Here is a 14211-nt window from a genome sequence, read left to right as displayed (position 1 = left end):
CGCCCCCCAAACCGGCCGTGACGGGTCCCTTCACAGTCGATTTGACTGTGAAGGGACCCTTCACGGCTTGCCCCGGTCCCTCCGGCCCGGCGTGAGGGGGTCCCTCACGGGTGGTCGAGGGTGATGGCGAGGCCGACGGTCCGTTCGGTGCCGCCGCGCAGGCGGCTGGCGAACAGGGTGACCTGGCCGATCAGGCCGTACTTCCGCGCGATCGCGCGGCGAACCCGCGCCGAGCCTTCCGCGTCGAGAATCCGGGCCTGGCCGGTCACCGCCGGGCCCTGGGTCTGCTTGCCGCGGACATCGCAGGCCTGCACGGTGACCCTGCCCCCGGCCCGGATGCGCTTGACCTTGCCCGCCCGCCGTTCCGACCACACGAGAAGCTCGTCGCCGTCGCGGGCGGCCCAGACCGGGGTGGGCACCGGCCTTCCGTCGCGGCGGTAGGTGGTCAGCAGCACGAACTTCTCGGCGCCCAGCCGGTCGATCTCAGAGGCCATGGCGACCAGTCTAGCCGTTTCCGTGATCGTCCACTGTGGACTTCTCGACCTCGCCGAACCGGGCGAGGGCGAGCGCGGCCGCCACCGCCAGCACGAACCCGAGCAGGGCGACGAAGGTGTATCCGGGACGGGTGCTGTCGCCGAGCAGTGCGACGCCGATCACGGAGGGGGCCACGGTCTCCCCGAGCACCATCAGGCCGGTCGCGGTGGTGACGCTGCCGCGTTGCAGTGCCGAGGCGAAGAACAGCATCGCGAGCACCCCGGCACCGGCGATGACGTACAGCGCCACATCGCCGACCAGCGCAAGAAGACTGTTCGTCGACAGCACGCGCCCGGCGAGCGCGACCAGCCCGAAGCACAGCCCCGCGATCAGACCCAGCGCCGGGCTGCGCAACCGCTCCGGCGCCCGGCCCGCGGCCATGCCCACGGCGCCGAGCAGCACGGTCGCGACCGCGAGCGCGAGCCGGAAACCCAGCCCGGCGGGGGCGGAACCCTCGCTCTGGGCGGACAGTCCCAGCAGCGCCAGCCCGGCGCAGACCGCCACCACCGCGGCCCACTCCGCGGCGCGAAGCCGGGCCCCGACGGCGATCGCGGCGACGGCGGTGACCGCGAGGCTTCCGGCCAGCGCGGCCTGGACCAGGAAGAGCGGCAGCACCCGCAGCGCGATCAGCTGGGCGACGAACCCGAACGCGTCGAGCCCGAGGCCGAGCAGGTAGCGCCACTGCCGGAGCACCCGCACCAGCAGGCGCGGGTCGACCCCCGCCTCACCGGTGTCGACGGCGCGGGCCGCGACCGCCTGCAGTACCGAAGCCACTCCGTACGCCACCGCCGCGAGCGAAGCGAAGGCCAGTCCCCACCACATTCGGCCACCCTATCCGCGGCTCGGCGGGACGGGGGTTCCCCCTTGGCCTCTAAGCTGGGCGTATGTCGGTAGCGGTACGGGTGATTCCCTGTTTGGACGTGGACGCCGGTCGGGTGGTCAAGGGCGTGAACTTCGCCGACCTGCGGGACGCGGGTGATCCGGTGGAACTGGCGCGTGCCTACGACGCCGAAGGCGCGGACGAGCTGACCTTCCTCGATGTCACCGCCTCCTCGGGCAACCGCGAGACCACCTTCGACGTGGTCCGGCGCACCGCCGAGCAGGTGTTCATCCCGCTGACGGTCGGCGGGGGCGTGCGCAGCTGCGACGACGTGGACCGCCTGCTGCGGGCCGGGGCGGACAAGGTGAGCATCAACACCGCGGCCATCGCCCGGCCGGAACTGCTGCACGAGGCTTCGCGGCGGTTCGGGGCGCAGTGCATCGTGCTGTCCGTGGACGCGCGACGGGTGCCCGAGGGCGGGGAGCCGACCCCGTCGGGCTTCGAGGTGACCACCCACGGCGGCCGCCGCGGCACCGGCATCGACGCCGTGGAGTGGGCGGCGCGCGCCGAGGAACTCGGGGTCGGGGAGATCCTGCTCAACTCGATGGACGCCGACGGCACGAAGGCCGGTTTCGACCTGGAGCTGATCCGGCTGACCCGCCGTGCGGTGAGGGTGCCGGTCATCGCCAGCGGCGGGGCGGGCGAGGTCGCGCACTTCCTGCCCGCGGTGCGGGCCGGGGCCGACGCGGTGCTCGCCGCCAGTGTGTTCCACTTCGGACAGTTGAAGATCGGCGACGTGAAGGAAGCCCTGCGCGCCGGGGGAGTCGAGGTCCGGTGAAGCGGGTGGCCGTCGAGGTCAGGGTGACCATCGGGCTGCTGCTCGGGCTGGGACTGGCCTACGTGGCGCTGGGCGCGATCATCGTGACCACCTCGGAGGCGTCCCCGCGCACCCTGTTGCTGCCGCTGGCGAGCCTGGTGCTCGGCGGCCTGGTGGCGGGCGGGCTGGCGCTGCGGATGCCGTCGGCGCGGTTCCTGGGGTTCGCGGTGGTCGCGTTGCTGGCGATCCTGCACGCGTTCCTGCTGCTGGCGAGCGCGGTGATGTGGTTCAAGCTGTTCTCCGGCCTGCTCGCGGCCGGCTATGTCTACACGGGAGTGCTGTTGAATTCGGGGCCGATGCGCCGTTACCTGCTGGGAGATGCGGCGTGAGCCTGGATCCGGAACTGTCGGCGCGGCTCAAGCGCAACGCGGACGGTCTCATCTGCGCGGTCGTGGTCGAACACCGCACCTCGGACGTGCTCATGGTCGCGTGGATGAACGACGAGGCGCTGGAGCGCACGCTGACCACCCGCGAGGGCACCTACTATTCCCGCAGCCGCAAGGAGTTGTGGGTCAAGGGCGCCACCTCGGGGCACACGCAGCGCGTGCGCGAGGTGCGGCTGGACTGCGACGCGGACACGGTGCTGGTGCGCGTCGACCAGACCGGCCCGGCCTGCCACACCGGCACGCACAGCTGCTTCGACACCCGCGAGCGCCTGCTACTGGCCGACGACGCCTGAGGCGAGCCGTGAAGGGACCCTTCACGGTCGATTCGGCTGTGAAGGGACCCTTCACGGCCAACGGCAGCGGCTCTTCTCTCCCTTCCGGGTGAACTTCGGATCGCGTTGTCTGATTCGTTGCCAAGTGGGTGGATCTTCGGAAATGTGGTGCCGGTCAGTCGCACGATTTTTCTGGAGGGGCGCGACGATGAGCGATACGAGAACCTATTACGAACAGCTGCGCGCCCGGGCGCGGCATCTGCTGGGCAAGCTGGACGACACGATGAGCGATCTGCTGGCGGTGGAGTCCGCGGTGGACGAGGTGTCCAAGGCGGACATGGACAATCCCGGGGAACTGTCCACAACGGACGCCGCCGATCTGCGGCAGTTCCTGGACACCGCGCTGTTCTCGATCCGGGCCGCGGAACGTATCGCCGTGGAACACGTGAACGATGTGGACCGCGCCATGTTCCGCCTCGGACTGGCCGCCGCAGCGGGGCCGGAACCGGTTCCCCGTGAATGAGCGGGAATTCAATTCGAACGGGGTGAACCGAGGTCGCCGGTCAGGTAGCGCTGCAGATTCGGGGCCACCGCGGCGACCACGGTTTCCACGTCCGCCGAGCCGAGCGGTTCGAAGCGGGCGACGTACCGCACCATGCCGATGCCGATCAATTGGGAGGCGCACAGGGCGGCGCGCAGCGGGGCCTGGTCGGCCCGCAGCGCCGCCATGATCTCGTTGAGAATGCTGTCGATGAGGAAGTCCCGCAGCCCGATCGCGGCCTTGTCGTGGCTGGCCAGGCTGCGGACGAGCGCCGGGAAGGTGCCCCCGGAGGTCGAGTCCCAGGTGGTGACGAACCGGCGGACGATGCGCTCGCCCAGGGTCTCGGGGTCGCCCAGCATCAGGGCGGCGACGAGTTCCTTGGGCTGGAACGGCAGTTGCAGCACGGCCTGGGCGAACAGCGCGTCCTTGCCGCCGAACCAGTGGTTGACCATGGCCGCGTCCACCCCGGCCCTGGCGGCGATGGCGCGCACCGTGGCACCCTCGTAGCCGTTTTCGGAGAACGCCTCGCGGGCGGCCTGCAGGAGTGCGGTCCGGGTGTCCTGCCCGGCCGGGCGCCTGCCGCGCCGTTTGCTCGTCTTCGAAGGTTCCGTGGTGCTCACCGTGACATCATGACCGGGCCCGCCGAAATATTCAACGATTACTGAATTAACGCCCGGTGCCGGAGCTTCCCGGCGCGAGCGGCACAATGGTTTCTATGGTCTCTGTCCACTCCGCGAATTCCGCGTCCGGCGGGCTCGGTTCGGTGAGCCCCGCCCGGGACGACTTCCGCGCACTGGCCTCCTCCCGCCGGGTCATCCCGGTGGTGCGGCGGTTGCTCGCCGACGGGGAGACCCCGGTCGGCGTGTATCGCAAGCTCGCCGCGGACCGCCCCGGCACCTTCCTGTTCGAGTCGGCGGAGAACGGACAGTCCTGGTCACGATGGTCCTTCATCGGCGTGCGCAGCCCCGCGGCGCTGACCGTGCGCGACGGCAAGGCGGTGTGGACGGGCACCCCGCCGGTGGGGCTGCCCACCGAGGGCAACCCGCTGGCCGTGCTGCGGGAGACGGTCTCGGCCCTGCACACCGAACCGCTGCCCGGTCTGCCGCCGCTGACCGGCGGCATGGTCGGCTACATCGGCTACGACGCGGTCCGCTGGCTGGAACGGCTGCCCGAGCTGGCCGAGAAGGACCTGGACATCCCCGAGCTGACCATGCTCCTGGCCACCGACCTGGCCGCCTTCGACCACCACGAGGGCTCCGTCACGCTGATCGCGAACGCGGTCAACTGGGACGACTCGCCCGAGCGGGTGGACGCCGCCTACGACGACGCGGTGCGCCGGCTGGAGTGGATGACCGAGCAGTTGCGTGCCCCGGCGCCCTCCACCACGGCGGTGTTCGAGCGGCCCGAGCCGGCGTTCACCCGGCATCGCAGCCAGGAGGACTACTACCGGGCGGTGGAGCGGGCGGTCGAGGCGATCAAGGCCGGTGAGGCGTTCCAGATCGTTCCCTCGCAACGGTTCGAGATCGCCAACCAGGCGGACGCGCTGGACATCTACCGGGTGCTGCGCACCTCCAACCCCAGCCCGTACATGTACCTCCTGCGGCTGGACGGCTTCGACATCGTCGGCTCCAGCCCGGAGTCGCTGGTCACGGTGCGCGACGGCCGCGCCACCACCCACCCCATCGCCGGAACCCGCTGGCGCGGCGCCGATCCCGAGGAGGACGCGCAGCTGGCGAAGGACCTGCTCGCCGACGAAAAGGAACGCGCCGAGCATCTGATGCTGGTCGACCTCGGCCGCAACGACCTCGGCAAGGTGTGCAAGCCCGGCACGGTGCGGGTCGTGGAGTTCTTCACCATCGAGCGCTACAGCCACGTGATGCACATCGTGTCCACCGTCACGGGTGAGCTCGCCGAGGGCCGTACCGCGTTCGACGCCGTCGCCGCCTGCTTCCCGGCGGGCACGCTGTCCGGCGCGCCGAAGGTGCGGGCGATGGAGCTCATCGAGGAGCTGGAACCGGTGCGCCGCGGGCTTTACGGCGGCGTGGTCGGCTACCTGGACTTCGCCGGTGACGCCGACACCGCGATCGCGATCCGCACCGCACTGGTGCGCGAGGGCATGGCCTACGTGCAGGCGGGCGGCGGCGTGGTGGCCGATTCGGTCGCCGAGTACGAGGACAACGAGTCCCTGAACAAGGCCCGCACCGTGCTCTCCGCGATCGCCGCGGCGCAGACCATGGCGCCCGCGCGGGCGCTGGATCCGGCCGAGGACGCCGCCGGTGTCTGAGCGGCGTCCACTGTGGACGATCATCACGGCGTTGCTGCTGGGAGCGGCGGCGCTGTGGGGTTCGTCCCGCCTGGTCTGGTCGGCCTCGCTGCGCGCGGCCGCGATCCAGGGCCAGGTTCTGGAAACGCAGACCGGTGCCGAGCATTCCGGCGCACTGGTGCCGCTGGCGGTGCTCGCCGTCGCCGGGGTCGCCGGGGTCGTGGCGACCGGTGGCTGGCCCCGGCGGCTGCTCGGGGGCGTACTGGCGCTGGCCGGTCTGGCCGCGGGCTGGATCGCCGTCGCCGGAGTGCGGTTCGGCGGTTTCCCCGGCGGTACTCCGGTGTGGCAGGTGTTCACCGGGCGCGGACTGGCTTTGCTCGGGGGAATTTTGTTGCTCCTCGGCGGGTTGCTGGCCACCAGGCGCGCCGGTGCGATGCCGCGCCTGGGTGCCCGCTACGCCGCGCCCGGCGCGCGCAAGGCGGCGCGGGAGCCCGGTACCGACCTGTGGGAGGCGCTCTCCGAAGGCAAAGACCCGACAGATCGTTAGGGTGCTGCTTCCCCATCGCGGGGCCGCTTGCGCCCTCGCGCAAGCCGGTCCGGGTCGTTCAGAAGGTCATTTTCGTCGTCACCACGGCATGTTCGACCCGGAACGGGACCGTGACGGCGGGCGGGTTAGCATCTTTTCTGCGGGAAGGGGAAGGTGTTTGTGAGCCAGCTTTCGAGTGAAAACTTGGGGTCATCCGGGAACGGGGGCGCCTGGTGAGCGTTCTCGAAGACATCGTCGCCGGCGTCCGCGCGGACCTGGCCGAGCGTGAGAAGGCGCTGCCGTTCGACGAGCTCAAGCGCCTCGCCGCCAAGGCGGTGCCGCCTCGTGACGCGGCAAGCGCGTTGCGTGAGTCCTCGATCGGTGTGATCGCCGAAGTCAAGCGGCGCAGCCCGTCCAAGGGCGAGCTCGCCACGATCGCCGATCCGGCGGCACTGGCCAAGGACTACGAAGAGGCCGGTGCGCGCGTGATCAGCGTGCTCACCGAGCAGCGCCGGTTCGGCGGCTCGCTGGCCGACTTCGACGCGGTCCGCGCCGTGGTGGACGTTCCGCTGCTGCGCAAGGACTTCATCGTCAGCCCGTACCAGGTGCACGAGGCCCGCGCGCACGGCGCGGACATGGTGCTGCTGATCGTGGCGGCGCTGGAGCAGAACGCGCTGGTGGCGCTGCTCGACCGGGTGGAGTCCCTCGGGATGACCGCGCTGGTCGAGGTGCACAACACCGAAGAGGCCGATCGCGCGCTGGAAGCGGGCGCCCAGGTGATCGGCATCAACGCCCGCAACCTGCACACCCTGGAAGTGGACCGCGACGTGTTCGGCCGGATCGCCCCCGGACTGCCCTTCGACGTGACGAAGGTCGCCGAGTCGGGTGTGCGGGGCCCGGGAGACCTGATGGCCTACGCCGGCCACGGGGCGGACGCCGTGCTGGTCGGCGAGGGCCTGGTCGCCTCCGGTGACCCGAAGGGCGCGCTGATCAAGCTGGTCACCGCCGGTTCCCACCCCGCCTGCCCGAGGCCGAGCCGATGAGCGACCCCCAGCACGACCCCCAGCACACCGAGCACGATCCCGACGAGCGCGGCTACTACGGCCCCTACGGCGGCCGGTTCATGCCGGAGGCACTGATCGGTGTCGTGGACGAGGTGGCCGCCGAGTACGACAAGGCCCGCCGCGACCCCGCCTTCGTCAACGAGTTCAAGCGGCTCCTTCGCGACTACGCGAACCGGCCCTCCCTGCTGACCGAGGCTCCCCGCTTCGGTGAGCACGCCGGGGGCGCGCGGATCTTTCTCAAGCGTGAGGACCTCAACCACACCGGTTCGCACAAGATCAACAACGTGCTCGGCCAGGCGCTGCTGACGCGGCGCATGGGCAAGAAGCGCGTCATCGCCGAGACCGGCGCCGGTCAGCACGGGGTGGCCACGGCCACCGCCTGCGCGTTGCTCGGCCTGGACTGCGTGGTCTACATGGGCGAGGTGGACACCGAGCGCCAGGCACTGAACGTGGCGCGCATGCGCCTGCTCGGCGCCGAGGTCGTCCCGGTGAAGACCGGTTCGCGCACCCTCAAGGACGCGATCAACGAGGCCCTGCGGGACTGGGTGACCAACGCCGACACCACGCACTACCTGTTCGGTACCGCCGCGGGTCCGTACCCGTTCCCGATGATGGTGCGCAACTTCCACAAGATCATCGGCGAGGAGGCCCGGCAGCAGGTCCTGGAGCAGACCGGCCGCCTGCCGGACGCGGTCGCCGCCTGTGTGGGTGGTGGATCGAACGCGATCGGCATCTTCCACGGCTTCATCGACGACCCGGACGTCCGGCTGGTCGGCTTCGAACCCGGCGGTGAAGGGCTGGAAACCGGCCGCCACGGTGCGACCCTGACCAAGGGCAGCCAGGGCAACCTGCACGGTGCCATGTCCTACCTGCTGCAGGACGAGGACGGCCAGACCCTCGAGTCGCACTCGATCTCGGCCGGGCTGGACTACCCCGGCGTCGGGCCGGAGCACGCGTGGCTCAAGGACAGCGGGCGCGCCGAATACCGGCCCATCACCGACGCGGAGGCGATGGAGGCGCTGCGGCTGCTGTCGCGCACCGAGGGCATCATCCCGGCCATCGAGTCCGCGCACGCCCTGGCCGGTGCGATCCAGCTGGGCAGGGAACTGGGCCGTGAGGCGCTCATCCTGGTGAACCTGTCCGGTCGTGGCGACAAGGACATGGACACCGCGGCGAAGTACTTCGGATTGGTGGACTGATCGGCGTGACGGGCGGCGACACCGGGCTGGCGAGTCTGTTCGCGCGGACCAGGAGCGAGGGGCGGGCGGCCCTGGTGGGCTACCTGCCTGCCGGCTACCCCACGGTCGAGGCTTCGAAGGAACTGTTCGCCGCGATGCTGGACGGCGGCGCCGACCTGGTCGAGGTGGGCGTGCCCTACTCGGACCCGGTGATGGACGGGCCGACCATCCAGCGCGCCGCGCAGGCCGCGCTGGACGGCGGGTTCCGCCTGCGCCACCTGTTCGAGGTCGTCGAATCGGTGGCGAAGCGCGGCGGCCGGGCCGTGGTGATGACCTACTGGAACCCGGTGCACCGCTACGGCGTGGACGCCTTCGCGCGTGACCTCGCCGCCGCGGGCGGGCTGGGCATGATCACCCCGGATCTCATCCCGGACGAGGCCGCCGAGTGGATCGAGGCTTCGCGGCGCCACGGGCTCGACCGCATCTTCCTGGTCGCGCCGTCCTCCTCCGAGGAGCGCATCGACCTGGTGACGAAGGCGACCTCCGGTTTCCTGTACGCCACCGCGGTGATGGGGGTGACCGGGGCCCGCGACCAGGTCGGGACCGGGGCGGCGGAACTGGTGCGGCGCGCCCGTGCGCACACCGACCTGCCGATCGGGGTCGGGCTCGGCGTGCGGTCGCGCGAACAGGCGGCCGAGGTCGCCGGTTTCGCGGACGCGGTGATCGTCGGATCGGCGCTGGTCAGCAAGGCCGAGGAGGGTCCGGAGGCGGTCCGCGCGCTGACCGCCGAACTGGCCGAAGGCGTGCGCGAACCCCTCGTGCGCGCCTGACGGGTGCGGCAGACTGGGCACGTGATCTTCGAACTCGCTCAGGTGAACATCGCCCGGCTGCTGGCTCCGCTGACCGATCCGCAACTGGCCGGCTTCGTGGCGGCGCTGGATCCGGTCAACGCGCTCGCCGATGCCGCGCCGGGTTTCGTGTGGCGCATGCAGACCGAGGACGGCAACGCGACCTCGGTCCGGGCCTTCGAGTGGGACGCCGGGGACAGCTCCGGCGTGATCGTCAACATGTCGGTGTGGCGGTCGGTGGAAGACCTGGCGGAGTTCGTCTACTCCGACGAGCACCGCGAGGTGCTGCGCCGCCGCCGGGAATGGTTCGAACGGATGCGGGAGGCGGTCACCGCGCTGTGGTGGGTGCCCGCCGGGCACCGGCCCGACACCGCGGAGGCCGAGGACCGGATCCGTCACCTGCGGGCCCACGGCCCGACCCCGTACGCCTTCACCCTGCGGCAGACGTTCGCGCCGGGTTCGCTGCTCCCGGAGCCGGGTAGGCCGGACTGGCTCTGCCCGGCCTGAGACACCATGAGAGGGTGGCGGACATGCCCAAGCTGACGCCCCTGCAGGTCCGGAACCTCCTCGTCGCCGCGCTCGCCGCGGGCGGCGTCGTCTGGAACGTGTTGCGGGGCGGGCCGCTGTGGCTGACCGCCATCTTTGCCCTCTGTTCCCTGCTCGCGGTCGGTTCGGCCGTCCTCAACCGCACCCCGTCCTAGGAAGCGGCGTCAGCCGCTTGCACCACGCTGTCAGCTGGCACCGCCACGCAAGCCACTTCGACACACCCCCTAAAGGCGGCTCCGCGGCCGACCGGAATGTACGACTTGTGTACGGCGGCTGCCCAGACTGCCGGGCATGGCTGATCTTTCGCGACGGATTTTCCTCGGCACGACCCTCGCCGCCACCGGCGGCCTGCTGCTCCCCGCGACCGCCTGGGCGATGGCCGAGCCCCGGATCTACGGTTGCGACGAGTGGGGCGCGCGGCCCCCGCAGGACACCCTGGTCACGCTCGACCACAAGCCGGTGCGGATCCTCATCCACCACATCGCCTGCCCCAACAGCACTGACTACTCACTGGCCCACGCCTTCCAGGTGGCCCGCGACGACCAGCACGACCACATGGACAACAACGGCTGGGCCGACACCGGTCAGCATTTCACCGTCAGCCGGGGCGGGTACCGGCTCGAAGGGCGGCACGGCAGCCTGGCGGCGCTGCGCTCGGGCACGCGGATGATCCGCGGCGCGCACTGTCCAGGGCAGAACGAGAGCGCGATCGGCATCGAAAACGAGGGCACCTACATCACCGAGCTGCCCACGCAGGCGCAGTGGAAGGCACTGGTGGCGCTGTGCGCGTACACGTGTTCCCAGTACGGCATTCCCGTGGCGGAGATCAAGGGACACCGGGACTACTACAACACCGAATGCCCGGGTGAGGCGTTCTACGGGAAGCTCGCGAAACTGCGCTCGGACGTCGCCGCCGCCCTGGGCTGAACCGAGTGTTGGCCGTGAAGGGTCCCTTCACAGTCGATACGGCTGTGAAGGGACCCTTCACGGCTTTGCCCCATTCCTGCCTGAGCGTGGGACTCGCCGGGCAGCGCCGAGCGGACCGGACTTTGCCGGAACCCTGGCAAATACGACCGTGAGGGGACCCCTCACGGCGTGGCATGGCCACCGGGGCGCCCGTGACCGGCGGCGACACGTTACGGTGGCCCCGTGCATACCGCCTCGGCTGTGTTCCTCGCGACGATCCCCAGCCCGGAACAGGGGGTCTGGCATCTCGGCCCGCTTCCGATCCGGGCCTATGCCCTGTGCATCATCGCCGGCATCGTGGTCGCGATCTGGTGGGGTGACCGGCGCTGGGTGCAGCGCGGCGGCGAAAAGGGCGCGGTGGTGGACATCGCCGTGTTCGCGGTGCCGTTCGGCCTGGTCGGGGGCCGCCTCTACCACGTGATGACCGACTGGTGGCGCTACTTCGGTCCCGGCAAGGAGCCGATCAGGGCGCTCTACATCTGGGACGGCGGCCTCGGCATCTGGGGTGCGATCGCGCTGGGCGGCGTTGGCGCGTGGATCGGCTGCCGCCGCAAAGGCATCCCGCTGCCCGCCATGGCCGACGCGATCGCGCCGGGCATCGTCACCGCGCAGGCCATCGGACGGCTCGGCAACTACTTCAACCAGGAGCTCTACGGCGCGCACACGACGCTGCCGTGGGCACTGGAGATCTACCAGCGTTTCGACCCGAACAACCCGTCCATCCCCGACCAGGGGCCGAACGGGGTGGCCTTCGGGCACATCCCGCTGCCGGACAGCCCGGTGCATCCCACGTTCCTCTACGAGCTGATCTGGAACCTCGGCGTGGCCGTGCTCGTGGTCTGGGCGGACCGGCGGTTCAAGCTCGGGCACGGCCGGGCGTTCGCGCTGTACGTGGGCGGGTACACGCTGGGCCGGTTCTGGGTCGAGCTGATGCGCACCGACGATGCCACGCACGTGTTCGGCCTGCGGATCAACGTGCTCACCTCGCTGGTGGTGTTCGCCGGAGCGATGGTGTACTTCGTGCTGGCCCGCCGCCTCGGCCCCCGTGAGGTCATCGCCAGTGGGAACACCGGAGACACCGGATACACCGCTGAAGACACCGCTGAAGACACCACTGGGGACACCCCTGGAGACACCACTGGGGACGCTGCCGGGGACACCGTCGAGCCCGGCGGTGACGGAGAGGGCGTCCCCGGCAGCGAGCCGCGCGAGAAGGAGAACGCCGCGTCAGCCGCGGACCAGGCCTCGGCCGGTGATCAGCGGAAGGTCGAGGGCGGTCAATAGCCCCGGCGGGGCCTCGACCACCGCCGGAATCGCGTTGACCAGCCGCATCGCCGTCGCCTTGAGCCCGGCGGTGTTGTGGTCGCCGTCGGAACCGACCAGCCGCAGGTCGAGCGTGTAGTGCGGCTCGCCGGTCACCTCGACCCGGTAGCAGCCCTGCCCGGCGGGCTGGGGCCAGTCCGGTGCCAGGTCGGGCCGCAGCCGGGTGACGTGTTCGAGCACGCACACCGCGCGTCCCGCCCGCATGCCCCGTACTTCGAAACGCAGCGCGGCGGCGGTGCCCTTCGCGATGGTTCCGCTCGGGATCTCGAAGCTCTCGGGGGCGGGCACGCGTTCGTGGCTCTGCTCGACGCCGTCGAGCTCCACGCCGAGACCCGCGGCCAGTTGCCGGACGACGCTGCCCCACGCCAGGCTCAGCACACCGGGTTGGAGCAGCATCGGCGTCTCGTCGAGTGAACCGCCGAAGCCCATGATGTCGAAGAGCACCTTGCGGTTGCGATAGGTCGAGTAGTCCAGGATTTCCAGGCAGCGCACCTGGTCGATGCGTTCGCACACCCCGGTGAGCACCAGGGGCAGCCAGTCGTTGGCGAACCCGGGATCGACCCCGTTGACCCACAGCGAGGCGCCGCCCTCCGCCGCCGCCTCGCGCACCGGATCGGTGACCCCGGGCGGCACCACCCCGGTGGGGAACTGCAGGAACACCGGACTGCTCGACACCACGTTGATCCCGGCGCGCAGGAGGAGCGCGAGGTCCTGCAGCGCCTCCGCCAGCCGGTCGTCCGCCATCGCGGTGTAGACGACGCAGTCGGGCCGCAGGGCGAGCAGGGCATCGACGTCGCCCGTCGCCGTGATGCCCAGTTCCCGGCCGAGGCCGGCCAGTTCACCGGCGTCCCGGCCCGCCTTGGCCGGATCGGACACCCACACCCCGGCCAGTTCCAGGCCGGGGTGGGCGTCGATACCGGCGATCGCGTGACGGCCCACGTTTCCGGTGCTCCACTGCACGACGCGGTAGGTCATAGGTCCGGCAGCCCCAGTTCGAGGTTGGGCACCTGGAGCCCGCCGTCGACCTCCAGGACCTTGCCCGTGAGGTAGGCGCCGGCCGGGGACGCCAGGTACAGGATCGCCGCGGCGATGTCCTCCGGCTCGCCGATCCGCTGCAGCGGGGTGGCGGATTCCATCCTTCCGCGGATCTCCGGGTTGCCCACCACGATGTCCAGTGCCGAGGTGGCGACCGAACCGACCGCGATCGCGTTGACCCGGATCCGGGGCGAGAGGTCCAGCGCGGCGAGCCGGGTGTAGTGCGCGAGCGCGGCCTTGGCGGTGCCGTAGGCGGCGAAGCCGCGCCCGGCGACGCGCCCCATGACGGAGGAGATGTTGACCACCGAGCCGCCCCCGGCTTCGAGCATCGCGGGAACCGCCGCGGTGGTGAGCGCGTGCGCGGTCGCCACGTTGAACCGGAACGCCTCTTCCAGGAATTCGGGCGTGGTCTCCAGCAGCGGGCGCGGGTAGGTGCCGCCGACGTTGTTGACCACGATGTCGAGGCGTCCGAAGGCGTCGACCGCGGCGGCGGCGAGCGCTGCCGCCGCCGCCGGGTCGCCGAGGTCGGCGGGCACCACGTGGGCCCGCCGACCGGTTTCGGCGACCAGGGCCGCCACCTTCTTCAGATCTTCTTCGGTGCGGGAGGAAAGGACGACGTCGGCACCGGCCTCGGCCAGCGCGACCGCGGCGGCGGCGCCGATGCCGCGCCCGGAACCGGTGACCACGGCGACCTTGCCCGTCACCAGGAAGCGATCGAGGATCATACGGAAACGGTAACAGGTTCTAGTTTCTTCCGGCAGTCTCCGCTTCCGCTTCCCGGCGTCAGCGGAGCAGGGAACCGCCGAAGTAGTCGTCGTCGTCCGGCCCGTCGTCGCGCCGCGGGGGACGGCTGCTCCGGGGAGGCGGATCCGACGGCTTCGGCCGCCTGCCCGCCGACAGCGGGTCTTCGAAGTAGTCCTCCGGTCCCGGTTCTTCCCGGCGAGCCGGCGGACGTGCCGCACGTGGCGGTGCCGGCGGCGTGGCCGGTTTTCCGGGTGTGGCCGGTTTCGGCGGGACGGGCGGCGGTGGCGG

General features: G+C 71.0%; 18 protein-coding genes and 1 pseudogene. 13 read left to right on the top strand and 6 right to left on the bottom strand.

From position 1 onward, the window contains the following. Nucleotides 1-104 precede the first annotated feature (104 nt). Both FNH05_RS16730 and FNH05_RS16725 read right to left on the bottom strand, forming a co-directional pair. Nucleotides 105-494 carry a PPOX class F420-dependent oxidoreductase gene (locus FNH05_RS16730; RefSeq protein WP_144589244.1) on the bottom strand — a complete coding sequence of 130 codons (390 nt, stop codon included), beginning with the start codon at nt 492-494 and terminating at the stop codon, nt 105-107. A gap of 10 nt (nt 495-504) precedes the next feature. Further along, entirely contained in the window at nt 505-1356 is an 852-nt protein-coding gene (locus tag FNH05_RS16725) for a hypothetical protein (RefSeq protein WP_144589242.1), read from the bottom strand. A gap of 62 nt (nt 1357-1418) precedes the next feature. On the opposite strand from FNH05_RS16725, the gene hisF reads away from it, so the two are divergent. From hisF to FNH05_RS16705, 4 genes are all read left to right on the top strand, one after another. After that, the gene (gene hisF, locus FNH05_RS16720) at nt 1419-2192 is read left to right on the top strand and encodes an imidazole glycerol phosphate synthase subunit HisF (protein WP_144589240.1); all 774 of its coding nucleotides are present in this window, start codon (nt 1419-1421) and stop codon (nt 2190-2192) included. Beyond that, nucleotides 2189-2560: a hypothetical protein gene (locus tag FNH05_RS16715; RefSeq protein WP_144589238.1), complete on the top strand. Its 372-nt coding sequence runs from the start codon at nt 2189-2191 to the stop codon at nt 2558-2560. Before hisF ends, FNH05_RS16715 begins: the two co-directional genes overlap by 4 nt. After that, nucleotides 2557-2910, top strand: a complete 354-nt coding sequence (gene hisI, locus FNH05_RS16710) for a phosphoribosyl-AMP cyclohydrolase (protein ID WP_144589236.1) — start codon at nt 2557-2559, stop codon at nt 2908-2910. The genes FNH05_RS16715 and hisI overlap by 4 nt, the downstream gene beginning before the upstream one ends. A gap of 187 nt (nt 2911-3097) precedes the next feature. After that, entirely contained in the window at nt 3098-3412 is a 315-nt protein-coding gene (locus tag FNH05_RS16705; RefSeq protein ID WP_144589233.1) for a hypothetical protein, read from the top strand. An 8-nt stretch (nt 3413-3420) separates the two neighbouring features. Here FNH05_RS16705 and FNH05_RS16700 read toward each other — a convergent pair whose 3' ends face one another. Beyond that, entirely contained in the window at nt 3421-4050 is a 630-nt protein-coding gene (locus FNH05_RS16700) for a TetR/AcrR family transcriptional regulator (protein WP_144589231.1), read from the bottom strand. Between the two features lie 95 nt (nt 4051-4145). Here FNH05_RS16700 and FNH05_RS16695 point away from each other — a divergent pair, with 95 nt between their 5' ends. From FNH05_RS16695 to lgt, 9 genes are all read left to right on the top strand, one after another. Next, on the top strand, nt 4146-5714 hold the full coding sequence (locus FNH05_RS16695) for an anthranilate synthase component I (protein ID WP_144589230.1): 1569 nt from the start codon (nt 4146-4148) through the stop codon (nt 5712-5714). After that, a complete protein-coding gene (locus tag FNH05_RS16690; RefSeq protein ID WP_246127780.1) occupies nt 5707-6240 on the top strand; it encodes a Trp biosynthesis-associated membrane protein in 534 nt (177 codons plus the stop codon). Before FNH05_RS16695 ends, FNH05_RS16690 begins: the two co-directional genes overlap by 8 nt. Before the next feature lie 212 nt (nt 6241-6452). Further along, nucleotides 6453-7262, top strand: coding sequence for an indole-3-glycerol phosphate synthase TrpC (trpC, locus tag FNH05_RS16685; protein WP_144589228.1), 810 nt, complete (start codon nt 6453-6455; stop codon nt 7260-7262). Beyond that, nucleotides 7241-8482 (top strand): tryptophan synthase subunit beta, encoded by a 1242-nt coding sequence (gene trpB / locus FNH05_RS16680; RefSeq protein ID WP_425458453.1) that lies wholly within the window; start codon nt 7241-7243, stop codon nt 8480-8482. The genes trpC and trpB overlap by 22 nt, the downstream gene beginning before the upstream one ends. 5 nt (nt 8483-8487) lie before the next feature. Further along, nucleotides 8488-9291, top strand: coding sequence for a tryptophan synthase subunit alpha (trpA, locus tag FNH05_RS16675; RefSeq protein ID WP_144589224.1), 804 nt, complete (start codon nt 8488-8490; stop codon nt 9289-9291). A 21-nt stretch (nt 9292-9312) separates the two neighbouring features. Continuing rightward, nucleotides 9313-9816: a DUF3291 domain-containing protein gene (locus FNH05_RS16670; protein ID WP_144589222.1), complete on the top strand. Its 504-nt coding sequence runs from the start codon at nt 9313-9315 to the stop codon at nt 9814-9816. 23 nt (nt 9817-9839) lie between these two features. Next, nucleotides 9840-10010, top strand: coding sequence for a hypothetical protein (locus tag FNH05_RS38095; RefSeq protein ID WP_186382580.1), 171 nt, complete (start codon nt 9840-9842; stop codon nt 10008-10010). Nucleotides 10011-10146: 136 nt separating this feature from the next. After that, nucleotides 10147-10782 carry a peptidoglycan recognition protein family protein gene (locus FNH05_RS16665; RefSeq protein WP_144589220.1) on the top strand — a complete coding sequence of 212 codons (636 nt, stop codon included), beginning with the start codon at nt 10147-10149 and terminating at the stop codon, nt 10780-10782. Nucleotides 10783-11004: 222 nt separating this feature from the next. After that, the gene (lgt, locus tag FNH05_RS16660; RefSeq protein WP_246127779.1) at nt 11005-12105 is read left to right on the top strand and encodes a prolipoprotein diacylglyceryl transferase; all 1101 of its coding nucleotides are present in this window, start codon (nt 11005-11007) and stop codon (nt 12103-12105) included. On the opposite strand, the gene FNH05_RS16655 is transcribed toward lgt, so the two are convergent. From FNH05_RS16655 to FNH05_RS38845, 3 genes and pseudogenes are all read right to left on the bottom strand, one after another. Then, the gene (locus FNH05_RS16655) at nt 12049-13119 is read right to left on the bottom strand and encodes an NAD(P)H-dependent amine dehydrogenase family protein (RefSeq protein WP_144589218.1); all 1071 of its coding nucleotides are present in this window, start codon (nt 13117-13119) and stop codon (nt 12049-12051) included. The two genes, lgt and FNH05_RS16655, sit on opposite strands and share 57 nt — an antisense overlap. Further along, nucleotides 13116-13904: an SDR family oxidoreductase gene (locus tag FNH05_RS16650; protein WP_144589216.1), complete on the bottom strand. Its 789-nt coding sequence runs from the start codon at nt 13902-13904 to the stop codon at nt 13116-13118. Before FNH05_RS16650 ends, FNH05_RS16655 begins: the two co-directional genes overlap by 4 nt. A 58-nt stretch (nt 13905-13962) precedes the next feature. Next, nucleotides 13963-14211, bottom strand: a pseudogene (locus FNH05_RS38845) (hypothetical protein); the annotation flags it as partial.

Origin of the sequence: Amycolatopsis rhizosphaerae (genome assembly GCF_007713715.1) — a bacterium.
GTDB classification, from domain to species: Bacteria; Actinomycetota; Actinomycetes; order Mycobacteriales; family Pseudonocardiaceae; genus Amycolatopsis_E; species Amycolatopsis_E rhizosphaerae.
This window is presented reverse-complemented; position numbering and strand designations above follow the sequence as displayed.